The 22,904-nt window shown below is 66.5% G+C and carries 20 protein-coding genes; 5 read left to right on the top strand and 15 right to left on the bottom strand.

Translation table 11 applies throughout. From position 1 onward, the window contains the following. The first annotated feature begins 106 nt into the window (after positions 1 to 106). Together BJG93_RS18780 and BJG93_RS18775 are read left to right on the top strand one after the other, a co-directional pair. Positions 107 to 523: a MarR family winged helix-turn-helix transcriptional regulator gene (locus BJG93_RS18780; RefSeq protein WP_027195810.1), complete on the top strand. Its 417-nt coding sequence runs from the start codon at positions 107 to 109 to the stop codon at positions 521 to 523. 2 nt (positions 524 to 525) lie between these two features. Next, the gene (locus BJG93_RS18775; RefSeq protein WP_027195809.1) at positions 526 to 2,325 is read left to right on the top strand and encodes a chloride channel protein; all 1,800 of its coding nucleotides are present in this window, start codon (positions 526 to 528) and stop codon (positions 2,323 to 2,325) included. A 67-nt stretch (positions 2,326 to 2,392) separates the two neighbouring features. On the opposite strand, the gene BJG93_RS18770 is transcribed toward BJG93_RS18775, so the two are convergent. Next, positions 2,393 to 2,704, bottom strand: coding sequence for a hypothetical protein (locus BJG93_RS18770; RefSeq protein ID WP_231337560.1), 312 nt, complete (start codon positions 2,702 to 2,704; stop codon positions 2,393 to 2,395). Between the two features lie 219 nt (positions 2,705 to 2,923). Continuing rightward, positions 2,924 to 3,826, bottom strand: a complete 903-nt coding sequence (locus tag BJG93_RS18765; protein ID WP_027195807.1) for a glutamate/aspartate ABC transporter substrate-binding protein — start codon at positions 3,824 to 3,826, stop codon at positions 2,924 to 2,926. 246 nt (positions 3,827 to 4,072) lie between these two features. Here BJG93_RS18765 and BJG93_RS18760 point away from each other — a divergent pair, with 246 nt between their 5' ends. Further along, the gene (locus BJG93_RS18760) at positions 4,073 to 4,696 is read left to right on the top strand and encodes a LysE family translocator (protein ID WP_027195806.1); all 624 of its coding nucleotides are present in this window, start codon (positions 4,073 to 4,075) and stop codon (positions 4,694 to 4,696) included. Positions 4,697 to 4,719: 23 nt separating this feature from the next. On the opposite strand, the gene BJG93_RS18755 is transcribed toward BJG93_RS18760, so the two are convergent. Then, entirely contained in the window at positions 4,720 to 6,135 is a 1,416-nt protein-coding gene (locus BJG93_RS18755; RefSeq protein WP_027195805.1) for an aminotransferase-like domain-containing protein, read from the bottom strand. A gap of 183 nt (positions 6,136 to 6,318) precedes the next feature. Here BJG93_RS18755 and BJG93_RS18750 point away from each other — a divergent pair, with 183 nt between their 5' ends. After that, a complete protein-coding gene (locus BJG93_RS18750) occupies positions 6,319 to 7,647 on the top strand; it encodes an aspartate aminotransferase family protein (RefSeq protein WP_027195804.1) in 1,329 nt (442 codons plus the stop codon). Between the two features lie 49 nt (positions 7,648 to 7,696). Here BJG93_RS18750 and BJG93_RS18745 read toward each other — a convergent pair whose 3' ends face one another. Beyond that, a complete protein-coding gene (locus tag BJG93_RS18745; RefSeq protein WP_027195803.1) occupies positions 7,697 to 8,221 on the bottom strand; it encodes a DUF6496 domain-containing protein in 525 nt (174 codons plus the stop codon). A 194-nt stretch (positions 8,222 to 8,415) separates the two neighbouring features. Here BJG93_RS18745 and BJG93_RS18740 point away from each other — a divergent pair, with 194 nt between their 5' ends. Then, on the top strand, positions 8,416 to 8,667 hold the full coding sequence (locus BJG93_RS18740; protein WP_027195802.1) for a hypothetical protein: 252 nt from the start codon (positions 8,416 to 8,418) through the stop codon (positions 8,665 to 8,667). Positions 8,668 to 8,716: 49 nt separating this feature from the next. Here the strand turns inward: BJG93_RS18740 and BJG93_RS18735 are convergent, their stop codons facing one another. From BJG93_RS18735 to BJG93_RS18685, 11 genes are all read right to left on the bottom strand, one after another. After that, positions 8,717 to 9,925 (bottom strand): ABC transporter substrate-binding protein, encoded by a 1,209-nt coding sequence (locus BJG93_RS18735; RefSeq protein ID WP_027195801.1) that lies wholly within the window; start codon positions 9,923 to 9,925, stop codon positions 8,717 to 8,719. 75 nt (positions 9,926 to 10,000) lie between these two features. Beyond that, positions 10,001 to 13,654 (bottom strand): molybdopterin cofactor-binding domain-containing protein, encoded by a 3,654-nt coding sequence (locus tag BJG93_RS18730; RefSeq protein WP_027195800.1) that lies wholly within the window; start codon positions 13,652 to 13,654, stop codon positions 10,001 to 10,003. Continuing rightward, a complete protein-coding gene (locus tag BJG93_RS18725) occupies positions 13,651 to 14,160 on the bottom strand; it encodes a (2Fe-2S)-binding protein (protein ID WP_027195799.1) in 510 nt (169 codons plus the stop codon). Before BJG93_RS18725 ends, BJG93_RS18730 begins: the two co-directional genes overlap by 4 nt. A gap of 28 nt (positions 14,161 to 14,188) precedes the next feature. Further along, complete coding sequence (locus BJG93_RS18720; RefSeq protein ID WP_027195798.1) at positions 14,189 to 15,388, bottom strand: amidohydrolase family protein; 1,200 nt, start codon at positions 15,386 to 15,388, stop codon at positions 14,189 to 14,191. Between the two features lie 33 nt (positions 15,389 to 15,421). After that, on the bottom strand, positions 15,422 to 16,135 hold the full coding sequence (locus BJG93_RS18715) for an ABC transporter ATP-binding protein (protein WP_027195797.1): 714 nt from the start codon (positions 16,133 to 16,135) through the stop codon (positions 15,422 to 15,424). Then, a complete protein-coding gene (locus tag BJG93_RS18710; protein WP_027195796.1) occupies positions 16,132 to 16,944 on the bottom strand; it encodes an ABC transporter ATP-binding protein in 813 nt (270 codons plus the stop codon). The genes BJG93_RS18715 and BJG93_RS18710 overlap by 4 nt, the downstream gene beginning before the upstream one ends. Further along, the gene (locus BJG93_RS18705; protein ID WP_027195795.1) at positions 16,941 to 18,893 is read right to left on the bottom strand and encodes an ABC transporter permease; all 1,953 of its coding nucleotides are present in this window, start codon (positions 18,891 to 18,893) and stop codon (positions 16,941 to 16,943) included. The genes BJG93_RS18710 and BJG93_RS18705 overlap by 4 nt, the downstream gene beginning before the upstream one ends. A 172-nt stretch (positions 18,894 to 19,065) precedes the next feature. Further along, positions 19,066 to 19,650: an amino acid synthesis family protein gene (locus BJG93_RS18700; RefSeq protein ID WP_027195794.1), complete on the bottom strand. Its 585-nt coding sequence runs from the start codon at positions 19,648 to 19,650 to the stop codon at positions 19,066 to 19,068. 58 nt (positions 19,651 to 19,708) lie between these two features. Beyond that, positions 19,709 to 20,299, bottom strand: a complete 591-nt coding sequence (locus BJG93_RS18695) for an amino acid synthesis family protein (protein WP_027195793.1) — start codon at positions 20,297 to 20,299, stop codon at positions 19,709 to 19,711. After that, on the bottom strand, positions 20,275 to 21,213 hold the full coding sequence (locus tag BJG93_RS18690; RefSeq protein ID WP_027195792.1) for a UPF0280 family protein: 939 nt from the start codon (positions 21,211 to 21,213) through the stop codon (positions 20,275 to 20,277). The genes BJG93_RS18695 and BJG93_RS18690 overlap by 25 nt, the downstream gene beginning before the upstream one ends. A gap of 23 nt (positions 21,214 to 21,236) precedes the next feature. After that, positions 21,237 to 22,826: a hypothetical protein gene (locus BJG93_RS18685; RefSeq protein WP_027195791.1), complete on the bottom strand. Its 1,590-nt coding sequence runs from the start codon at positions 22,824 to 22,826 to the stop codon at positions 21,237 to 21,239. Positions 22,827 to 22,904 lie beyond the last annotated feature (78 nt).

Below are 22,904 nucleotides of genomic sequence, written 5' to 3'. Positions count from 1 at the left end.
AGACCGACAGGCCTGCTGCGCGATGCCGTTGCCACGGCCGAAACTCCGCACCAGTACATCATGACGTGATATATTTTCGGTTTTTCTTCACATCGGCGGATCTGCCATGAAAGTACGGACTCGCAAGCTCCTCAAGAGGGATTTCGAGCAGCTGTCGCAGTTTCGCTACCAGATGCGGCGCTTCGAGCGCTTCTCCGAGCAGGCTGCGCAGAACGAGGGCATCACGCCGTTGCAATACCTGTTGTTGCTGCATATCAAGGGCTATCCGGAGCGCGACTGGGCAACCGTCGGCGAACTCGCGGAGCGTCTGCAGGCGCAGCATCACGGCGTCGTCGCACTGGTATCGCGCTGCGAGGCGCTGAATCTGGTGCGCCGCCAGGTCAGCGAGATCGATCGCCGCCAGGTTGAAGTACACATTGAAAAAGCGGGAGAACGGGTACTCGAGCGGCTTGCGGAATTGCATCGCGCCGAACTGAGATCGCTCGAAGGCTCCTTCCAGATTCCACAGATCGACCTCGACTAACCATGAGCATGGATTACCACAAACGCGACTTCGCGGCGAATGCCCGGCTGCCCGGCATTTTCGCGCTCGCCGCGTGCATTGGCTTCGTCAGCACGATTGCCGCTTTTGTTTTGCTGAACCTGATTCGCCTGTTCACCAATCTGTTTTTCTTCGGCACGCTGTCGTTCGTCGACCGCTCGCCCGCCACCAACACGCTGGGCCTCTGGGTGATCGGCGTGCCGGTAATCGGCGGTTTGATCGTCGGCCTGATGGCGCGCTTCGGCTCCGAAAAGATTCGCGGCCACGGCATTCCCGAGGCGATCGAAGCGATCCTGTTCGGCAAGAGCAAGATGTCGCCGAAAGTGGCGGTGCTCAAGCCGTTGTCGTCGGGCATCGTGATCGGCAGCGGCGGGCCGTTCGGCGCCGAAGGCCCGATCATCATGACCGGCGGCGCGCTCGGCTCGCTGATCGCTCAGTGTGTGAAGGTCACGTCGGCGGAACGCAAGACGCTGCTGGTGGCCGGCGCCGCGGCCGGCATGACCGCGGTGTTCGGCACCCCGGTCGCGGCCGTGCTGCTCGCGGTCGAGCTGTTGCTGTTCGAATGGCGCCCGCGCAGCTTCCTGCCGGTCGCGGTGGCCTGCGCGGTCGCCGGCTTCGCGCGCGCGATTTTCTTCGGTACCGGTCCGCTGTTTGCGCTGCAGACCGCCGCGCCCGATGGCTGGTCGCTGCTGTCATGCGCGGTCGCGGGCGTGTTGTCGGGCGCGCTGGCCTCGGGGCTATCCGCCGCGCTCTACAAGGTGGAAGACCTGTTCGGCAAGCTGCCGATCCACTGGATGTGGTGGCCCGCGCTCGGCGGCATCGTCATCGGGATTGGCGGCTGGCTCGAACCGCGTGCGCTCGGCGTCGGTTACGACGTGATCGGCGATCTGCTGCATCAGCATATCGCGGTGCAGGTCGCTCTTTTGCTGCTCACCGTGAAGGCGGTGATGTGGGTGATTGCGCTCGGCTCGGGCACCTCGGGCGGCGTGCTCGCGCCGCTGCTGATGCTCGGCGCCGGACTCGGCACGGTGCTCGCGCACTGGCTGCCGGGTAGCGGGCCGGCGCTGTGGCCGCTCGTCTGCATGGGCGCGACGCTTGGCGCCACGCTCGGCGCGCCGCTGACGGCCATCGTGTTCGCGTTCGGCCTCACGCACGACGCCAACGCGCTGCTGCCGCTGTTGACGGCAACGCTAATCGCACACGGCTTCTCCACGGTCGTGATGCGGCGCTCGATCATGACCGAGAAAATCGCGCGACGCGGCTATCACATCTATCGCGAGTACGGTGTCGATCCGCTCGAGCGCCACTATGTCGACGAAGTGATGACCGCCTCGGTCGAATCGGTCGATGCCGCCACGACGGTCGGCGCAACGCTGCAGACGCTGTTCGGCGCGACCCAGCTGCGCCGCGCGTATCCGGTGCTGCGCAACGGCGCGGTGATCGGCGTGGTCGACCGCATGTTGCTCGAACGCTCCTGCGCCGGGGACGCGGAGCGCAAGCGCGCAATGACGCTCGCCGACGTGTTCGCGCAGCACAACACCGCGTTTGCGTTGTCATCCGAAACCTGCCGGCTGGTGGCGACGCGGCTCGCCGTGCTGGGGCTGGAACGCTTGCCGGTGGTCGCCGACAGCAACAGCATGCGTCTGATCGGCATCGTGTCGCGCAGCGATCTGGTCAAGCCGTCGCTTGCCCACTTCGAAGAAGAACACAAGCGGGAGCGTTTCCGTCGTATCGGGCCGTCGCTGGGCAAGCGGCGTTTCGCGCCGGTTCGTAAAGCCGGCTAAAAAGGCTACGGGGAAAATCAAAGGCCGAGACCCGTTGGGGACTCGGCCTTTTTATTTGCGCACTGAGCTACTTGCCCGCGCCACGCGACTCCGTGCAACCGAGCACGAGGGTATCGCCCGATTTCGCGCCAGGACTCAACGCCGCGCGGTGAAAGTCGGCGTGGTCGCAATGCCATTCGGCGTGAAAGTCGCGTGGGCATGCCATCGTCGTGCCGCCTTTATGCAGGCCGGGCAGCGGGTAGTCGCAAGTCGCCCGTCCGTTGCAATGACGCGCGAGCTCGCGGGTCAGATTGCCGGGCGGCGCGCCGCAATTCTCGCCATAGGTGCCCGATACGATCGTGATTGCGCGCATTGGCGCGTCGGCGTGCGCGGACACCATGCAGACGCCGCCCGCTAATGCGAGCGCAGCACGAAGGATTCCACTGGCAAAAATCCGTCCGCATCGCGAAGTTTCCATCGGCTTCGACACTTTGCACCTCCATTCCCGCTACCGGACGACGCGCTCAACCCAAACGCGCCGCCTGTACCTGGTATAGAAGAAAGAGCAAAAGATCGCCACACAAATATCAATGCCTACATGGGATGGCTGCAAAAACCGTTATTCAAGCGCCTTGTCGTTCGGCGTCGCATAAAGCTGCTTCAGCGAATCGCTCATCGGAAAGTCGAAGCTGATGTTTTTCGGCGGCACCGGCTTGATGAACCATCGGTCGTACATCGTGTGGATTTCCGGTCCTTTCATCACCTGTTCGAGCGTGTCGTCGACCAGCTTTCTGAACTCGGGATCGTCGCGCCGCAACATGAAGCCGTACGCTTCCGACGATTGCGGCGTGCCGGTGATGATCCAGTCCGATGGCTTCGCGGTCAGCGTGCGCGTGCCGGCAAGCAACACGTCATCCATCATGTACGCGACGGCACGGCCGCTTTCGAGCGTGAGGCGCCCTTCGCCGTAATCCTTCGCGCTGATGATCTGCATGTTCATCTTCTTGTCTTCGTTCATCTTGCGCAGGATGCGCTCGGACGTCGTGCCCTGATTGGTCACGACCGTCTTGCCCGCGAGATCCGGAAAGTCCTTGATGCCCGAGTCCTTGCGCGTCAGAAGACGCGTCGTCGCGACGAAGAACGTGTCGCCGAACGTCACCTGGCTTTGGCGCGCGGCGAGATTGGTCGTCACGCCACATTCGAGATCGACCGTGCCGTTCTGCACGAGCGGAATGCGATTCTGCGAGGTGACCGGGATGAAGCGCACCTTGAGGTCCGGACGCTTCGTTTTCGCCTTGACCGCATCGATGACCTTGTTGCACAGGTCCTGCGAAAAGCCGACCACCTCGTTGTTCGCGTCGACGTAGGAGAACGGCACCGATGTCTCGCGATGGCCAATCGCGATCACACCGCTGTGCTGGATCTTGGCAAGCGTGGACGTCGCGTCCTGCGCGAACGCGCCCGGACTTGCCAACGTTGCCGCGACGAGCAGGGCAACAGTGGACCAATTCATCACTTTCATGGGTATCTCCAATCGTGCGGCAGGTTCCTGATAGATGGCGGACTGCTGCGCCAGTCGTCTACATATGTTGCCATTAAAAAAATAATTGCAACATATGTTAACTACCGACTCCATGGCGCCGCGTTGCAGCCGACCAGTCATCATCGATCCGTACCGGACGCCATTCTTCAAACCGTACAGGTACTGTACAGGGCCCTGTAGCTAGAATGAGCTTCACCGTTTTCTGTTCGCGACACCGGAGCATTCATGTCTTTCGTCACTCTCAGCGCGCTGCCCGCCGGCATTCTATTCGCGCTCGTCACCTCGATCACGCCCGGTCCGAACAACACGATGCTGCTCGCGTCGGGGGTCAACTTCGGCTTTCGCCGCACGCTGCCGCATCTGTCCGGCATCAGCGCCGGCGTGGTGCTGTTGATGTTGTCGGTCGGGATCGGCCTCGGCGAGGCGTTCGTGCATTTCCCCGTGCTGTATACGGTGCTGGAAGTCGTCAGCGTCGCTTATCTGCTGTATCTGGCGTGGAGAATCGGCACCTCGGGCGAATTGAAGCTCAGGAGCGGCGAGCGCCGCCCGATGCGCTTTCATGAAGCGATCGCGTTTCAGTGGGTCAATCCGAAGGCGTGGATGATGGTGCTGACCGCCGCGACGACGATTCATCTGAGCAACAGCTTCGGCATGAACGCCGTTGCGATGGCCGCGGTGTTCTGTGTGATCGGGTTTCCGTGCATCTGCGCGTGGGCCGGTTTCGGCACCGCGATGCGCGAGGTGCTGTCGAACCCGAAGCGGCTGCGCGTCTTCAACATCGCGATGGCGCTTCTGCTCGTGGCGTCGCTGTATCCGGTCGCGCTGAAGCTGCTTGGGCACGGCGGCTGAGCTTTCGACGCGCGTCGCCGCGTCTACCATGCCCCCTGCCGGACCCGCTCGATGAAGCGCCACAACGCGTCGTCGGTCGAATACGGCGCGTTGAAGCGGAACCACGCGCTCGGCGCGTCGTCGGGACGAAAGTAGGAGCCCGGCGCGAGCCAGATGCCGTGCGCGAGCGCGGCGGTCGCGACCTCGGCGGCGCGCTCCGCTTCGATCGGCAGACGCGCCAGCAAAAAGAGCCCCGCGCGCGGCCGGTGAAACACGTCGAGCCCGAGCGCGTCGAGCCGTTCTTCGAGTGCCACATGCGCGAGCTTGAGCCGCTCGTTGACCGTCTCGACGTGGCGCGCGTAACGCCCTTCCACCAGCACCTTGTCGACGATCCGCTCGATCGTTTCCGACGACGTCAGCCCCACCGCCATCTTCGTGCGCGCGAGTTCGCGCAGCACCGCCTGCTCGGCGACCACGTAACCGCAGCGCAGCGCCGGCGTCACCGTCTTCGAGAAGCCGCCGACGTACAGCACGCGCTGCAAGCCCTCCATCGCGGCGAGGAGCGGCGCGCCGGCCGGCGCGAGTTCGCGGCTCACGTCGTCCTCGATCACCCAGATGCGTTCGCGCTCGGCGATCTGCAGCAAGCGGAACGCGGCCGACATGCCGAAGCTCGCGCCGGTCGGATTCTGCAGCGTGGTGTTGACGAAGATCGCCTTCGGCTTGTGCCGCGCGACCAGCGTTGCGAGCACCTCCGTATCGACGCCGGCCGGCGTGCGCGGCACCCCATGCACGACCAGCCCGGCGAGCTTCAGGATCTGCAGCAGGTTGCAGTAGCCGGGATCTTCGACGATCACCGCATCGCCCGCGCGCAGCAGCGTGCGCACGATCAGATCGAGACCCTGCGTCGCGCCCTGCGTGAGCAGCACGTTCGCGAGCTCGACGGGCAGCCCGCGCCGGTCGAGCTGTTCGGCGATGTGCTCGCGCAGCGGCGCGAAGCCGTAAGGATGGCCGTAGTCGCCCAGGCGCGCGGCCGGCACCCGGCTCAGTGCCCGCAGTGAATGCTGCAGCCCGCTCTCGTTGATCCATTCGCTCGGCAGCCAGCCGCAGCCGGCCTTGATCGGCACCGAATGATCGGCGAACACGTCGGACAGCAGCCACGTCGCGGTCAGGCTCGGCGGCTGCCAGTCGGCGACGGGCGCTCGCGTGGACGGCGAGCGCGCCGCCACCCGATAACCGGAGCCGCGCCGCGCGACCACGAGCCCCATCGACACCAGCCGGTTGTACGCCTCGGTCACCGTGAAGGTGCTCAGCGCGTGGCTTTGCGCAAGCTGCCGCACCGATGGCAGCAGCGCGCCCGCGCGCAGCGAGTGCGCGTCGATCGCGCGCGCGAAGCCTTGCACGAGTTGTTCGACGAGCGTCGGCGCCGCGCGCCGGTCGCGTTGAAGGTCGAGTTCGATCATGTTTCGGGCGAAAAATCAGGGAAGAAGGCGGACTCCGGACGGCCCGACCACCGGGACAGTTCGCGCGAATCCGCCAGCACAGTTGGCACCACACTTCGTCAACTGTTTATGCCGCCATTAAACCGCGGACGCTACAGTTTGGCTACGCTAAAAGCCCCAACCGCGCCCCTTCGAGGAGATGCCATGACTTCGCGCCCCGTCATCGACGATCTGTCGTCCTTCTGGATGCCGTTCACCGCCAACCGCCAGTTCAAGGCCGCGCCGCGCCTGCTGGAGTCGGCGCAGGGCATGTACTACCGAAGCACCGACGGGCGCGAGATTCTCGACGGCTGCGCCGGGCTGTGGTGCGTGAACGCGGGCCATAGCCGCGATGAAATCGTCGCCGCGATCACCCAGCAGCTATCGACGCTCGACTTCGCACCGACCTTCCAGATGGGCCACCCGCTCGCGTTCGAAGCAGCGGCCAAAGTCGCCGAACTGATGCCGGCCGGGCTCGACCGCATCTTCTTCACGAACTCGGGCTCCGAATCGGTCGACACCGCGCTGAAAATCGCGCTCGCCTACCATCGCGCGCGAGGCGAAGCTCAGCGCACGCGCCTGATCGGCCGCGAGCGCGGCTATCACGGCGTCGGCTTCGGCGGGATTTCGGTTGGCGGCATCGCGCCGAATCGCAAGACGTTTTCGGGGGCGCTGCTACCGGCGGTCGATCATCTGCCGCACACGCACAACCTCGAACACAACGCGTTCTCGAAGGGCCAGCCCGCATGGGGCGCGCATCTGGCCGAGGAACTGGAGCGCATCGTCGCGCTGCACGACGCTTCGACGATCGCCGCGGTGATCGTCGAACCGGTGGCCGGCTCGACCGGCGTGCTGATCCCGCCGCAAGGCTATCTGCAGAAACTGCGCGAGATCTGCACGAAGCACGGCATCCTGCTGATCTTCGACGAGGTGATCACGGGCTTTGGCCGCGTCGGCAAGGCGACCGCGAGCGAATACTTCGGCGTCACGCCCGACCTCATCACGCTGGCGAAGGCGATCAACAACGCGGCGATTCCGATGGGCGCGGTCGCGGCGAGCCGCACGATCCACGACACCGTCGTAGGCAGCGGCGCGCCGGGCGCGATCGAGCTGTTCCACGGCTACACGTACTCGGCGCATCCGGCGGCGGCCGCGGCCGCGATCGCGACGCTCGATCTGTACCGTCGCGAGCAGCTGTTCGAGCGCGCGGCCAGCCTCGCACCGGGATTCGAAGCCGCCGCGCACGCGCTGCGCGGCGCGAAGTACGTGAAGGACGTGCGCAATCTCGGCCTCGTCGCGGGCATCGAGCTCGAATCGCGCGACGGCGCGCCGGGCGCTCGCGCTTACGAGGCGTTCGTCAAATGCTTCGAGGCGGGCGTGCTGATCCGCTTCACTGGCGACATCCTCGCTTTCTCGCCGCCGCTGATCATCGACGAAGAGCAGATCGCGCGGATCTTCCGCACGGTTGGCGAGGTGCTGGCGACGGTCCAGTAAGAAGGCGCGCCGCCAGGCGACGACAAAAGGCAATCCGCGCGCCGCAACCTCAGTGATGCGAGCGTGATGCCCGCGTTTGCGCGGCCTTCTTCGCGGCAGCGGAGCGTCCAGCCGCGCCCTTGGTTTGCGCGGCTTTTTTGGCTGCGGCCGAGCGGCTCGCGGCAGGCCGCTTGGCCGCCGCCGACTTCGCCTGTTTCGACATCGCCGCCGACGACGCCCCAGCCTTGCTCTCGCGCTTGAGCACGTTCTCCGACACGCGCGAGCGCTTCGCGCTCGACTCCTTGCTCGCGCTCTTCTTCGCGGCGCCTTCATGCTTGCCCGCCGCGCTGTCCTTCTGTGCTTTCTTGCGGGTCGCCTCGCTCGCGGCGCCCTTCTTCGGCGGCTTCAGATCGACACCCGCGCGACGCGCCTCCGACAGCCCGATCGCGATCGCCTGCTTCGGCGAGCGCACGCCGTGCTTGCCGGCGCGGACCTTGTCCACCTGTTCCTTGACGAACTCTCCCGCTTGAGTACTCGCTGATTTGCCCGCGCGTTTATCGGCCGCGGCACGCTTCATGGTTTTCTGCTCTGGCATGACGGTTCTCCGGTTGTGGTTGAGGCTTTAGCGTTCAGCAACGAGCGTGCCGGAGCGCCATCCGCACCAAGGTTCGGCGGCAGTTGCGCGGCGGGACTCGCGCGCGTCGGCGGGACGGCGTATGGTGTGGAGATGAGTCCGGCGTCGCGCTAAACGTGCTGCCCCGGGTCGACTGCGGTGCATGGGAGACAGCCATGAAGATAGCTACTGTTCGCGCTGGCGCACATATCGAGGGCGTGCACTGGATCGCCGAATACGCCGAAGACGTCCACGAAATCCGCGTGTTCCGCGAAGGGCAGGAAGTGGACGTGCACAACGCGCCGTCCACGCTATTCGGCGATGAAGAAAACGCGGGCTCGAAAAACACCGCCGATCATCGCGCGATGGAAGCCGCCGTGCTCGCTTATCTGAAGCGCTTCGTCTCGGAGCACGACGCGGAAGAATAGTGTTGGCCGCGGCAACCGCAGTCACGACGAAGCGCCGCGCACCACGTCCTCAATCCGCCGGCCGCAGTTTCTTCACCTCGGCATCCGATGGCTGCACGCTCGCGCCATCCACATAGCGGTACGACGTCATCACGCCCTTGCCATCCTTCACACCGGTCACGCCGACATACGCGCCCATCGTCGACTGATTGTCCTGCGCACGGTACATGATCGGCCCGAACGGCGTCTGCACGTCGAGCCCCTTGAACGCGGCGGCAAGCTTGTCCGGATCGGTCGACCCGGCCTTCTTGATCCCGTCCGCGATCGACATCAGCGCCGAATAGCCGACCACCGAGCCCAGCCGCGGATAGTCGTGATATTTCGCCCGATACGCGTCGACGAATTGCTTGTTCGCGGCCGTATCGATCGAATACCACGGGTAGCCCGTCACGATCCAGCCGCTCGGCGCTTCGGCGCCGAGCGGATCGAGGTAGTCGGGCTCACCGGTCAGCAGCGACACCACCGCGCGGTCCTTGAAGAGCCCGCGCGTATTGCCCTCGCGCACGAACTTGCCGAGGTCGGCGCCGAACAGCACGTTGAAGATCGCGTCGGGCTTCGCATCGGCGATCGCCTGGGTCACGGCGCCCGCGTCGACGTTGCCGAGCGGCGTCGCCTGTTCGACGACGAACTGCACGTCCGGCTGCGCGGCGGTCAGCAGCTTCTTGAAGGTCGCCACCGCCGATTGCCCGTACTCGTAGTTCGGGTACACGACCGCCCAGCGCTTCTTCTTCAGCTTCGCGGCCTCCGGCACCAGCATCGCGACTTGCATGTAGGTCGAAGGACGCAGACGGTACGTGTATTTGTTGCCATCGGCCCAGACGATCTTGTCGGTCAGCGGCTCGGCGGCGAGAAAGAAGATCTTCTTCTGCTTCGCGAAGTCGGCGAGCGCGAGACCGGTGTTCGACAGGAAGCCGCCGAACAACAGCTGAACCTGCTCGCGCGCGATCAGTTCCTGCGCGACGCGGACCGTATCGCCAGGGTTGCCGTTGTCGTCGCGCGAAACCACTTCGAGCTGCTTGCCGAGCACGCCGCCCGCCGCGTTCACCTGATCGAGCGCGAGATTCCAGCCTTGCTTGTAAGGCCCGAGAAAGGCGGGTTGGGCTTTGTAGCTATTGATCTCGCCGATCTTGATGGTCTGCTGTGCGCTCGCGCCGAGTGCGGCGAACGAGCACACGGTCGACACCATGAGGCGAGAGATCCATCCTGCGCGCGTGGTCATGCGTTTCTCCGTTATCAGAAGGACTGCTGGTTTTGGACAGACGTGCGAACGTGCGAACGTGCAAGGTGCGAGGGCTCATTGCTCGCGCGGTTGCGCGCGGATTCTGGCCACGTTCGCGGCGACGTCCTGCCAAGCCGGCTTGCCGCCCGCGAACTGCGAGCGCAGGTACGACACGAGCTCGGCGACCTGGGCGTCGTTGAAACTGTCGCGGTACGCCGGCATCGTACCGAGTTCGGGCCGCGCAGGCGAGCCGATGCCGTCGAGAATCACGCGAATCAGGTTGTCCGGTGTCGCGCCGTGCAGGTTCGTATTCAGCGCGAGCGACGGATGCGCGCCGAACAGCTGCGGCCCGCTGCCGGTGTGATGGCACGCGGCGCACGCGCCGTCGAAAAGCCGTGCGCCCGCCGTGACCGGCGCGCCCGTCATCGTGCTGGCCAGCTCGTAGTTGCGCGCGCTGGCGGCGGGATCGGCGTTCGGCTCCAGCGGATTGAGCGACGCGAGATAGACGGCCATCGCGCGGATGTCGCTGTCGGGCAGCGCCGCGAGGTCGCCGATCACGGGCGCCATCGGCCCGGCCGCGACGCCGTGCAACGGCGCGTAACCGTCGCGCAGATAGCGAAACAGCTCGTCCTCGCTCCACGGCACCGGCGCACTCGACAACGCCGACAGCGCGGGCGCTTGCCAGCCCTCGGCGCTGCCGCCGCCCATGAACGCCGCGCCGGTTTTTTCGGCGCCGAACGCGTTGCGCGGCGTGTGGCAGGCGCTGCAATGGCCGAGGCCATTCACCAGATACGCGCCGCGATTCCATTGGACGCTTTGCGCGGGGTCGGCGGCAAACGCGGTGCGGCGGAGAAACAGGCCGTTCCATGCAGCCATCAGCGGACGCACGCTGAACGGAAACGCCAGCTTCGTCTCCGGCGGCCGGCTGCGCACCGGCGTTTGCGACATCAGGTACGCGTACAGCGCGTGCAGATCGTCGTCGGAGATATTCTGGAACGACGTGTACGGAAACGCGGGATACAGCCGATGACCGTCGCGGCTGATGCCGTGCCGCATCGCGCGCACGAACGCTTCGAGCGACCAGTGGCCGATCCCGGTCTGGCCGTCGGGCGTGAGGTTGGTGCTGTAGACGGTGCCGAACGGTGTGGCGAGCGGCTTGCCGCCGGCGTTCGGCACGCCGTTGCGGGCGGTATGGCAAACCGCGCAATTGCCGAGCGACGCGAGCAGCTTGCCGCGCGCGACCAGTTCCGGCGCGAACGCGCTCGCGAGCGGCGGCGCGATCGGCGCAAGCGGCGCGCCGGCAACCGAGGCGAACGACAGCGCGCCAATCCAGCCGAGCGCGCCCGCCGCGCCTGCGGCCAACACGCCGAACAAGCCGCGCCGCCAGCGCTTGTTGCGGCGCGCCGCGTTGTCTTGCGCCTGCGCGTCGGCGAGCGCGGCGCGAATCTTCTCCGGCGTGAACGGCGGACGTCGGAAACGTACGCCGGTCGCATCGTACAGCGCGTTGGCGATCGCGGCCGCGCCGGGCAGCGACGCGGATTCGCCCGCGCCCATCGGCGGCTCGCCGTGGCGCGGCATCATTACGACGTCGATCACCGGCACTTCGCGGAACGTCAGGATCGGATACGCGCCCCACTCCTGGCTCGTCACCGCGTTGTCGCCGAAACTGACCTGCTCCTTCAGCGCGCGGCTCGTCGTCTGGATCACGTTGCCGTGAATCTGATGACGCAAGCCGTCGGGATTGACCACCGTGCCCGTGTCCTGGCCGACCACGACGCGCGTGACCGCCAGCTCACCGCTCCTGCGATTGACTTCGACGTCGGCGACCCACGCGGACCATGCCGCGCCGAAACCCGGAAATTTGCTGTGCACGTAGCGGGCGTACGCGATGCCCCGGCCGCGCGCGATGTCACCGTCTTCGTGGTCTGCGCCGCGCGTTTTGAACGCGGCTTCGCGCGCTTGCCACCCGGCTTTCGCCGCGACCGCCTTGACGAGGTCGATCGCGCGCGGGTCGGTTAAATGCCGGAGGCGGAATTCGACCGGATCGACGCCGGCCTGCTCGGCGAGTTCATCGATGAACGACTCGTGCGCGAACGCGTTCGGCAACGCGGACACGCCGCGCAGCCACGCGGCGCGCACGATCGGCGGCGTGTCGTCGCAGACGATGCGCATGCTGCGATAGTCGTATGGCGGCACGGCCGTGCGGTCGCCCATCTCGAACACCTGCGGCTGGGCGGGGATCGCGCCGGTCAGCAGCAGCGCGAGCGTGGGGGCGTCGTTCGACGGATAGCGCGTCGCGAAGTCGTAGGCGGCGAGTTCGCCTTCGGCGCTCAGCGCGCCGCGTACGTCCATCAGTTGCGCGGCGCCCTTCGGTTCCCACCCATGTTCGTCCTCGCGCGATAGCTGCACGCGCACCGGCGCGCCGACCGCGCGCGACAGCAGCGCGGCGTCGGCGGCCACGTCGTCCGCGCAATTGCGCCCGTAGCAGCCCGCCGCATCGATCCGCACGATGTCGATGCGCGCTTCGTCGAGCGCGAGCAGCAACGCGAGATCGGCGCGCAGCGAATGCGGGTTCTGCGTGCCGGACCAGACGTTGAGCTTCGCGCCTTCGCGGTCCGTGTTGCGATAGTCCGCGACCGCGCAGGACGGGCCGATCGATGCATGCATCTGGAACGGCCAAACATAGGTTCGCTCCAGCGTGCGGGCCGGGTGTTGGGCGAGCGCGGCATCCACGTCACCTTCGATTACCAGATCGCGCCGCGTCGCCGGATTGGCGCGCAACGCCGCTTCGACCTGCTCGCCGGTGTCGAGCGGCGGCAAGCCGTCGACCGTTTTCCAGCGCACGTCGAGCCGCCGAGCCGCCAGCTGCGCGATCTCCTCGCGCTCGGCGACGATACCGACGAAGTCGCGAATCACGACCACCTTGACGATGCCCGGCAAGTCGCGAATCGGCGCTTCGTTTACTTCCAGCAGGCTATGTCCGATGAACGCGCCCTGCGCGATGCCCGCATAAGGCGGCCGCACCACGCGTCCGTGCAGCATGCCGGGCACGCGCACATCGTGCACGAAGCTCAGCTCACCGGTCGCCTTGGCGGGAATGTCGACACGCGGCGCGCTTTTGCCGACGACGCGGTACGCGTGCGGCGATTTCAAAGGGGCATCGTTCGACAGCAGCAGTTCGACACGCTGGCCTTTGATCAGCTCGCCATAGGGAATGCCCTGCGCCGGGTCGCCATTGCGCGCAAACACGCGGCCGTCCTGCACGTCGAGATCGTTCGTGTCTGCATCGAGGCGCGCGGCTGCTTGCGCGAGCAGATACTGACGCGCTTGCGCCGCCGCTTGCCGCAGCGGCACCGCCGAAATCTGAATCGTCGCGCTGGCGATCGTCGGTCCCTGGTTCGGCGTTTCGCCGGTATGGCCGAGCACGATCGACACACGCGTGAGCGGCACATCGAGTTCTTCCGCGACGATCTGCGCGAGCGCGGTGCCGATGCCGGTGCCAAGGTCCACGTGACCATTGAACGCGACCACGCTGCCATCGTCGCGCACGGCCAGAAACAGCTCGGCCTCGCTCGGCACGAACGACGAACGCGAGCCCGGCTGGCCGGACGCGGCCTTGACCGGTGCAGGCGGCGGCCGCGCGACGATCAGCACGCTCTGCGCGTCGTACAACTGCTTGCGCGACGGCGGCGCGCCACGACGATCGACGCTGAAGTCGGGCCCGGTCATCCGCGCGCTCCGTCGTGCACATCGGTCTGCGCGGCGAGCAATTGCGCGGCGCGCTGCACCGCGCGCACGATCTCGACATGCGTGCCGCAGCGGCACAGATTGCGCGACAACTCGCGCTGGATCGTCGCGACGCTCGGATGCGGATCGCGATCGAGCAGCGCCTTCGCGGTCATGATCATGCCGTTCAGGCAGTAGCCGCATTGCGCGGCCTGTTCGTCGATGAACGCCTGCTGCACCGGATGCAACGCGGTGCGGGTGCCCAGCCCTTCGAGCGTCGTGATCTCGCGGCCCAGCGCCACTTCGGCGGTCGTCACGCAGGCGCGCGTCGGTATGCCGTCGAGCAGCACGGTGCAGGCGCCGCATTCGCCGAGGCCGCAGCCGAACTTCGGCCCGTTCAGCGCGAGATCGTTGCGCAGCAGATAGAGCAGCGGCGTCTGCGCCACCGCATCGACCACATGCGTCGCGCCGTTCACCGTCAGCACGAGCCGCGCGGCGCGGTTCGTCATCACGCGAGCACCCTGTCGCGCCGCGCGTTCACAGCACCACCGGCACTTCGGTCGCGGGCGGCGTATTGCGGCTGCGCCGGCAACGGATCAAACCATCGATCATCACCATGCCCACACCCGGAATATCGCCGAGCTGCACGCTTTCGAGCAGCGTGTCGGCGGCCGTATGCTGCGCGCGGTCCATGAACACGAGATCGGCGGGACGGCCCACCTCGATCAGCCCCTGGCGCAGGTTGCGCTGCCGCGCGGTATTACCGGTCGCAAAGCAGAACGCGATTTCGGCGGGTACGTCGGCCAAGCTCGCGATCAGCGCGATCATGCGCAGAATGCCGAGCGGTTGCACGCCCGAGCCGGCCGGGCTATCGGTGCCGAGAATGATCCGGTGCGGGCACTTCAATTCGATCGCATGCCGCGCGGTCAGCAACGCGATGCGCTCGTTGCCGTTGTGGACGATTTCGAGCGCGCGGCTCGACTGCTCGCACAGATCGCACACGTGCCGATACGACAGCGAGGTATGCCCGCCGTTGACGTGGCCGATCACGTCGGCATCGGCGGCGAGCACCACGTCGCGATCGATCAGGCCCGAGCCCGGGATCGACGGACCGCCCGTGTGAATCGTGCTCTGGATGCCGTACTTGCGGGCCCACGCAACCATCTGTTGGGCTTCCTCGCCGCCCTTCACGCTGCCGAGGCCGACTTCGCCGAGCAGCTTCACGCCGGCCTCGGACAGCTCCTTGAAGTCCTGCTCGACCATGCCCTTCTCGAGCACCGGTGCGCCCGCCAGCACCTTGACGCCGCCACCGACGCCGGCCGCGCGCATGCCTTCGAACGAGCGCTGCGCGGTGATCGCGAGCGCCTTCACGCCGAGCACGTCTTTCGGCCGGCCAGGCAAATGCACTTCGCCGGCCGAGATCATCGTGGTCACGCCACCGTTCAGATTCGACTCGATCCAGCCGAGCTGATTCTGGCGCGGCGTCCAGTCACCGAACACCGGATGCACGTGCGAGTCGATCAGGCCCGGCGCGACCGTCGTGCCTTTGCAGTCGACCGTCGTGCGCGCGCCTTCGAGATCGCAGTCTTTTTCGCGGCCGAGCGCGACGATCAAGCCGTCGTCGATCACCAGCGTGTCCGCGTCGACGATCGGCTGATCGATATCGCCCGACAACAGCAGCCCGATGTTCGTTACCGCGACCTTGCCCGACAAGCCTGTCAACGTCTCTGCCGCCATCTGCCTCTCCTTTCGCCGACACTACCGATGAATTCACACGCTCAGATAAGCGCGCCTCACTGTTTCGTTCCGCGCGAGTTCGCCGATCGTGCCGCTGAAACGGATCTGCCCTTTTTCGAGCACATACGCGCGGTCGCTGACCAGCTCGGCGAAGTGCAGATTCTGTTCGGATAACAGAATGGATAGCCCTTCGCGCTTCAGTTCGAGAATCATGTTCGCCATCTGCTCGACGATCACCGGCGCGACCCCTTCGGATGGTTCGTCGAGCAGCACCAGATACGGATTGCCCATCAGCGTGCGCGACACGGTCAGCATCTGCTGCTCGCCGCCGCTCATCTGGCCGCCGGGGCGCTTCGGCATTTCGCCGAGATTCGGAAACAGGCGGAACAGCTTCTCGGGTGTCCATTGCGGCGCGCCTTCGCGCGGCGGCTGGCGGCCGGTGTCGAGGTTCTCCATCACCGTCAGATCCGCGAACACCCGGCGATCCTCGGGCACGAAGCCGACGCCCATGCGGGCGATCCGGTACGGCGCGAGCGCGCTGATGTTCTGGCCGCGAAACGTCACTTCGCCGTGGCGGCGCGGCAGTAGTCCCATCAGCGCTTTCATCGTCGTCGATTTGCCCGCGCCGTTGCGGCCCATCAGCGCGACTACTTCGCCACGGCCGACTTCGAGGCCGACGTCGAACACGACGTGCGCGCGACCGTAGAACGCGTTGAGGCCGGAGACCTTCAGCATCGGTTCGCTCATTGCAACGTCCCCCGGCCGCTCTGCGCATTGGCCGCGGCGTCCTGTAACGGCGCGTGCGGCCGGAACGTCTTCCCGGTGCCGAAATAGACCTCCTGCACGCGCGCGTCGTTGCGGATCGTGTCGGCGTCGCCCTCGGCGATCAGCTTGCCGCGTGCGAGCACGATCATCCGGTCGGCGTACGCGAATACGACGTCCATGCTGTGCTCGGTGAACAGCACGCCGATCTTGTGTTCGCTCACCAGACGCTGGGTCAACGCCATCAATTCGTTACGCTCCTTCGGCGCCATGCCGGCGGTCGGCTCGTCCATCAGCAGCAGCTTCGGCCGGTTCGCGAGCGCGATCGCGAGTTCGACGCGCTTCACGTCGCCATACGCGAGCACGCCGCACGCGCGCTGCGCGTGCGCGCCCATGCCGACCTGTTCGAGCAGCGCGAACGCTTCGTCGGCATAGTGCGAGCCCGCTGGCTTCCATAGGCCGAAGGTCTTTTTCTCGCGCGACACCAGCGCCATCTGCACGTTTTCGAGCACCGTCATCGAGTTGAACGTCGCGGCGATCTGGAACGTGCGGCCGACGCCGCGCCGCCAGATATCGCGCGGCCGCATGCCGACGAGTTCATGACCGTCCAGCAGAATCGAACCCGACGACGGCTGCAACTGGCCGTTGACCATGTTGAAACAGGTCGATTTACCCGCGCCGTTGGGACCGATCAGCGCCAGCAGTTGACCGGCGTGGAGATCGAACGAAACGTCGTCGACCGCCTTCAGTCCCCCGAACGATCGCGACAGACCGCTTACGCGCAGCAGACTCATAGGCCCTCCTTGACCGCGGCGCTCCGTTGCGGCGGCGAGGCGGCGGCGCCGTCGGCGTTGTCGGCCTGATCGCCGTTGGCATCGCCGAAGCGCTCGCGAACGAAGCCGACGATCCCCTGCGGAAACGCGATCACCAGTAACAGGATCGCGAGCCCTAGCAGCGCCTGCCAGTAGTCGGTCTGTCGCGCGACCGTGTCTTGCAGCCACGTGAACACGGCCGCGCCGACGATCGGCCCGCTCAACGTCTGCAAGCCGCCGAGCAGCACCATCACGAGGCCGTCGACCGACCGGCTCACGCTGATCACTTCGGGCGAGATGTTGCCCTTGGAAAACGCATACAGCGATCCGGCAAGCCCGCAGAACAACGCCGCAATCACGAACGACGCCCACTGCACGCGCTTCACGTCGATGCCGATCGCCTCGGCGCGCAGCGCGGAATCGCGCGACGCGCGCATCGCATAGCCGAGCGGCGAGAACAGCATGCGGCGCAACAGCCACACGCCGAGCACCACGCACGCTAACGTCAAGTAGTAAAACGCGACCGGCGACGACAGCCAGTTCGACGGCCATAGACCGAGAACGCCGTTGCTGCCGCCCGTCACGTCGTCCCACTGGAACACGACCGACCAGACGATCTGCGCGAACGCGAGCGTCAGCATCGCGAGATAGACACCGGACAGGCGCACGCAGAACCAGCCGAACACGAGTGCGCCCACCATCGCGAGCAGCGGCCCGAGCAGCAAGGCCGCTTCCATCGGCAGATTCAGCACCTTGAGAAACAGCGCCGCGCCGTAAGCGCCAAGTCCAAAGTACGCGGCATGGCCGAACGAATGCAGGCCGCCCGGACCCATGATGAAATGCAGGCTCGCCGCGAACAGCACCGCGATCAGGATTTCGACCAGCAGCACCGGCATATAGGGAAACGCGTTGGCCGCGAGCGGCGCGAGCGCGAGCACCAGCAATACGAAGGCGGCCAGCCACTTCAGACGCTTGCCCGCCGGGCGCAATGGCGTTTCCGGCGCGCCCATCGCGCGCACCGCGGCGCTCGCGCGGCCGAGCAGACCCCAGGGCCGCACCACCAGCACGACCGCCATCACGACGAATTCGGCCACCAGCGTAAAGCGGCTCAGCGACAAGCCGATGCCGAAAATCGTCACGTGGCCGATGCCGATACACAGCGCCTTGATCTCGGCGATCAACAACGCCGCGACGAACGCACCCGGAATCGACCCCATGCCGCCGACCACGACGACCACGAACGCATTGCCGATCGTCTCGAGATCGAGCGACAGGTTCGCCGACATGCGCGGTCCTTGCAGCGCGCCGCCGAGTCCCGCGAGAAACGCGCCGACGAAGAACACGCCGGTAAACAGCCACGCCTGGTTGATGCCGAGCGCGCCGAGCATCTCGCGGTCCTGCGTCGCGGCGCGCACCAGCGTGCCCCAGCGCGTGCGCGTCAGCGCGTACCACAGCAGCAGCAAGACGACGGGACCGATCACGATCAGCGCGATGTCGTAGGTAGGCAGCGGATGGCCGAGAAAATCGACCGCGCCCGCGAGATGCGGCGCGCGCGGGCCGAACAGATCGTCGGGGCCCCAAAGCCATAGCGCGGCGTCGCGAAAGATCAGCACGAGCGCGAACGTGGCGAGCAGATGGAACAGCTCGGGCGCCTGGTAGATCCGCCGCAGCACGACGATTTCGACGAGCGCGCCCAACACCGCGACCGCGAGCGCGGCCGCCAGCACCGACAGCCAGAAGCCGCCCGCCGTGTGGCCAAAGCGGCTCGCGATGCTGTAGGCGACGTAGATGCCGAACATATAGAACGAGCCGTGCGCAAAGTTGACGATGCGCGTCACGCCGAAGATCAACGACAAACCGGCGGCGACCAGAAACAGCGTCGACGCGTCGGCGAGTCCATTGACCAGTTGTACCAGCAAGTTCGAAAGCATCGCGACCCTCGGCAGCTCGCCGAACGGCGCGCGCAACATGCGCGAACGGCCGATCGGCGGACGTTGCAGCGCGGGCGGCACCATGCACGCCCGCGTCAACGGCAGGACACTACCAGCGAAACAACCCATGCAACAAGCGAACGCAAACAAGCGTCCGAAGAAAAACGACGGCTCAGCGCAAACCGTCCTCGCCCTTGATCTCGCTCGCCTGCAGGCCGCCGATGCGCGGCAGCGGCCGGCCCGACGCGGTCACCGCGACCGCCACGACGATTTCGTTCGCGCGCGGCGCGTCGGCCACGCGCGCCTCGATCGCGTCGAAATGGCTGCGCACGTAGGCGGCGTCCTTGTGGCCGAGCGGCACGTCGATCGCGGTACCTAGCGTGCCGATCTTCTTCGCCGACGGCACCAGCGCCGCGCCCTTTTCGACCGCCGCGCGCAGCGGCGCGCCGAGCTTCGGATGCAGGATCGCGGCCGCATGTTCGAGCTCGCCCGCCTCGCCGACGATCGCCGCCTTGCCGTAGCTTTGCGCTTCGCCGGGCGCGATGCCCAACGCCTCGACGCAGCGCTTGCCGAGCAGCGCGCCGAGTTCCTCGCCCGCTTCGATCAGCGCGTCGAGCTTCGCCTCGTAGCGGCCCGCATACGGATTATCGATCACCGCGATCGCGACCGCGCGGCGCGCGGGCGGCTCGACGGTCTGGCCCATTTCGATGCGTGTTTCGTCGACCTGCACGACCAGCTTGCGAAGCCTGATTGCCATTTCCGCTCTCCGAGTTTCGATGCCTTGCTGCGTTGCTGCGTGGTGGCCGCGCGCCGCTTCAGCGCAAGCCGTCCTTGCCGACGATCGCCTCTTTCGCGAGGCCGCCCACCCGCGCATGCACGCGCTGCCCCGTGCTCATGACGAGGATGTAGACGATCTCGTCGGCCGCCGGGGCGCCGGGCACGCGCACTTCGATCGCATCGAAGTGGCTGCGCACGTAGCTCGCGTTGACATGTGTGAGCGGCACGTCGAGCGCGGTAGACGGCGCGCCGACTTTCTTCGTCGACGGCACGATCGCGTGGGTCGGCACACCGTGCTTGTCGAGCAGCTCGCGCATCGCATAGCCGCCAGGCACGTGCCACAGCGCGCCGTGCTCGAGCTCGCCGCGCGCGCCAACGATCGCGCCCTTCCCATAGCCCTCAATCGACGCATGCGGCACCGCCATCGCCGTGAGCAGCCGCTGCGCCATATCGAAGCCGATCGGCTTCAGCGCCTCCATCGCGGGCTCGATTTTCGGTTCGTAGCGGCCCGCGAACGAATTCGTCATCACCGCGGCAATCGCGCCGCGTCTGAGCGGCTGCGCGGGTGCGGGGCCGAACTCGTGAAAGATGTCCTCGACGTGCGTCAGCACGCGGCGTATTTCGAACACGGAGCCTCCGTTGTCAGTGAAGCGCGCGTGGTGGACAGCGCGCGTGAATCGGCGATGCCTGTGACGCGCGCCCGCCCTTGCAGGAACAGCGCGGCGCCTTCGATCAAACCCTGCTCGCGCAGCTGCGCGGCGAGCTCGACGCCGCGCGCCAGCGCGAGATCGATCAGCGGCCGCGGCAGGCTCGGCACATCGACGGTCACCAGCAGATCGCCGAGATCGCTATCGTCCTTCAGCGACGATGCCGCACGCCGCACGATGCCCGCATGGTCGAGATCGACCGCGTTGGCGATCATCGTCGCGGCGGCGTCGGCGCTCGCGGCATCGCGCGCGAGCACCGTCACGCTATCGGCGATGCCGAGACTGAAGCTGCGGCCGCGCCAGCCGCTCGTCGCAATGCCTCGGATCGGCTGTCGCGCGTCGAGCGTCAGGTGCGCGTCGAGCGCATGCGCCTGCGCGAAACGCATGCCCGAAAATTGCGCGAGGTCCGCGAACACGCCCACGCGATACTGCTGCCCGGCGGCCAGGTGCAGCGCGATGTCACCACCGTTATTGATGAACGCACGCGAGATGCCGTCGCGCGCGAAGACGGCGATCAGTTCGTCCGCGACGCTGCCTGCCACCGCTGCCATCGGCGTGATGAAGCGCGCGCGATGCGGATGGCACGCGCGCCACATGCGCCGCGCGACCGGCCCGTGAAGCGGGCAATCACGCAACGCCGCGAGCGCCGGCATCGGCTGGCGAAGCACGCGCAATTCGCCGACCAGTGTCTCCAGCACGCCGCTGAAACGCTGCCAGCACGCGTCGTACGCGGCACGCACTGCGTCGGGCTCGCCGTCGGCCCCGAGGATGAGGTCGATCGGTCCATGCTGCCAATGGAAGCGCTGCGCGTCGAGCCGGATGCGAGTAGGGGTCATCGGATGATCTTTAGTCAGGAAGCTCAGCCACGCATTGCAGGCGGCCACGGATTGTCCGGATCGCGCGCGAGCGTGCGCCGCCCGCGCGGCGCGCCTTCCGTATGCGTGGGGCCGCTCGCGAGCACGCTCTGCAACGAGCGCACCGCATCGAGGTGGCCGCCGAGATCGCGGTAGGTGTCGTACGTCATCGTGAATTCGATCGGCGCGACGATCGCCGGTGTCGGCACCGTGCCGAACGAGCGGTCCGGCATTCGCATCACGTCGACCATCACGGTGATGCCGCCGCCCGGCCACACGTAAGCGGGCGCGCCGCCGCACGTGACGTTGACGAGTTTGCGCTTGATCGCGCGCGTGAGCAGCACCGGATTCTCGGTCGCGCCCGCGCGCAGACTGCCGCCCGCGCCGCCGAGAAACAGCACCGTCGCAAGCGACGGCTCGCAGTTCTCGCCGATCCGCTCGACCGTACGGCGCACCGCGTCGGGCATCGGCGCGACGCGCGGCGCGAGCTGCGCGTCGAGCTCGTACCATTGCGCGTGCTCGCCGGTCGTCGACACCATCAGCACGCGCATGCCCGGCTTCGCGACCGACGGATCGAATCCTTCGACGATCGCGAGCGGGTCCTGAATGTCGGTGCCGCCCCAACCGGTGCCAGGATTGGCGACCTGAAAATAGCGGCCCGGCGTCGATTTGCGGCCGCGTATCTTGATGCCCGAGCGCGTCATGCCGAGGCATCGGCCTGCCTGATGCTCGGTCAGCACGCCGGTGATGTGATCGTCGACGACCACCACTTCATCGACGTGGCCGAACCATTGCTTCGCGAAGATGCCGATCGTCGCGGAACCGCAGCCGACGCGCATGCGTTGCTCTTCGACACCGTCGACGATCGGCGCGGCGCCCGCCCGGATCGCGAGACTCGCGCCGCCGTCGATGCTGAGCTCGACCGCCTCCTTGTTGCCAAGGGCGAGCATCGTGTCGCAGGTCACGCGGCCTTCCTTCTTGCTGCCGCCGGTCAGGTGATGGACGCCGCCGAGGCTCAGCATCTGCGAGCCGTATTCGGCCGTGCTCACGTGGCCGACGATCTCGCCGTCACAACGCACGTTCGCCTGTTCGGGGCCGAGAAAGCGGTCGGTGTCGATCTTCACCTTGAAGCTGCAGTAGCTGAAGATGCCTTCGGTGACGACGGTGATCATGTCGACGTCGTCGAGCTTCGACGCGACGATGAACGGCGCGGGCTTGTAGTCGGGATAGGTGGACGAGGCGCCGACGCCGGTGACGAACAGCGCGGGTTCGGCGGTGCTTTGGTCTGCCCCGGGGGTTGCGGCAAATTCGATCGCCGCAGTTGCGCTATCGGCGCCGGCATCATTCGCACGCGCGAGGAATACCACCGGATCGACGCGTACCAACCGCCCATCCGCATTCGCATAACGATCGCACGCGCCGGTGCGCCCTGCCGAGATCTGGCACAGCACCGGACACGCGTTGCATTCGATCTTGTTCGCCGCCATGCGCTCGCTGCGCGGCACCGCCTTGTCGAGCACGGTGGGGCCGGGCGTCGACGCGGTATCGCGATCGACACGCTCTGCACCGAAATCGACCTTCGTATGTTCTGTCATCGTGGGGTTCCGTACGACATAACGGGCGCGACATGGCTGGCGGTGCTGCGCGGTGCGCGAATCGTGCCGGTTTCATGA

The organism is Paraburkholderia sprentiae WSM5005 (assembly GCF_001865575.2).
In the GTDB taxonomy this organism is placed as follows: domain Bacteria; phylum Pseudomonadota; class Gammaproteobacteria; order Burkholderiales; family Burkholderiaceae; genus Paraburkholderia; species Paraburkholderia sprentiae.
Note: the sequence above shows the minus strand (reverse complement) of the source record. Positions and strands in the feature narration are given on the sequence as shown.

Bases quoted from the DNA above. Each gene is read 5' to 3' on its own strand.
- BJG93_RS18780 (WP_027195810.1), top strand. From the start codon at position 107: ATGAAAGTACGGACTCGCAAGCTCCTCAAGAGGGATTTCGAGCAGCTG.
- BJG93_RS18775 (WP_027195809.1), top strand. From the start codon at position 526: ATGAGCATGGATTACCACAAACGCGACTTCGCGGCGAATGCCCGGCTG.
- BJG93_RS18770 (WP_231337560.1), bottom strand. From the start codon at position 2,704: ATGGTGTCCGCGCACGCCGACGCGCCAATGCGCGCAATCACGATCGTA.
- BJG93_RS18765 (WP_027195807.1), bottom strand. From the start codon at position 3,826: ATGAAAGTGATGAATTGGTCCACTGTTGCCCTGCTCGTCGCGGCAACG.
- BJG93_RS18760 (WP_027195806.1), top strand. From the start codon at position 4,073: ATGTCTTTCGTCACTCTCAGCGCGCTGCCCGCCGGCATTCTATTCGCG.
- BJG93_RS18755 (WP_027195805.1), bottom strand. From the start codon at position 6,135: ATGATCGAACTCGACCTTCAACGCGACCGGCGCGCGGCGCCGACGCTC.
- BJG93_RS18750 (WP_027195804.1), top strand. From the start codon at position 6,319: ATGACTTCGCGCCCCGTCATCGACGATCTGTCGTCCTTCTGGATGCCG.
- BJG93_RS18745 (WP_027195803.1), bottom strand. From the start codon at position 8,221: ATGCCAGAGCAGAAAACCATGAAGCGTGCCGCGGCCGATAAACGCGCG.
- BJG93_RS18740 (WP_027195802.1), top strand. From the start codon at position 8,416: ATGAAGATAGCTACTGTTCGCGCTGGCGCACATATCGAGGGCGTGCAC.
- BJG93_RS18735 (WP_027195801.1), bottom strand. From the start codon at position 9,925: ATGACCACGCGCGCAGGATGGATCTCTCGCCTCATGGTGTCGACCGTG.
- BJG93_RS18730 (WP_027195800.1), bottom strand. From the start codon at position 13,654: ATGACCGGGCCCGACTTCAGCGTCGATCGTCGTGGCGCGCCGCCGTCG.
- BJG93_RS18725 (WP_027195799.1), bottom strand. From the start codon at position 14,160: ATGACGAACCGCGCCGCGCGGCTCGTGCTGACGGTGAACGGCGCGACG.
- BJG93_RS18720 (WP_027195798.1), bottom strand. From the start codon at position 15,388: ATGGCGGCAGAGACGTTGACAGGCTTGTCGGGCAAGGTCGCGGTAACG.
- BJG93_RS18715 (WP_027195797.1), bottom strand. From the start codon at position 16,135: ATGAGCGAACCGATGCTGAAGGTCTCCGGCCTCAACGCGTTCTACGGT.
- BJG93_RS18710 (WP_027195796.1), bottom strand. From the start codon at position 16,944: ATGAGTCTGCTGCGCGTAAGCGGTCTGTCGCGATCGTTCGGGGGACTG.
- BJG93_RS18705 (WP_027195795.1), bottom strand. From the start codon at position 18,893: ATGCTTTCGAACTTGCTGGTACAACTGGTCAATGGACTCGCCGACGCG.
- BJG93_RS18700 (WP_027195794.1), bottom strand. From the start codon at position 19,650: ATGGCAATCAGGCTTCGCAAGCTGGTCGTGCAGGTCGACGAAACACGC.
- BJG93_RS18690 (WP_027195792.1), bottom strand. From the start codon at position 21,213: ATGACCCCTACTCGCATCCGGCTCGACGCGCAGCGCTTCCATTGGCAG.
- BJG93_RS18685 (WP_027195791.1), bottom strand. From the start codon at position 22,826: ATGACAGAACATACGAAGGTCGATTTCGGTGCAGAGCGTGTCGATCGC.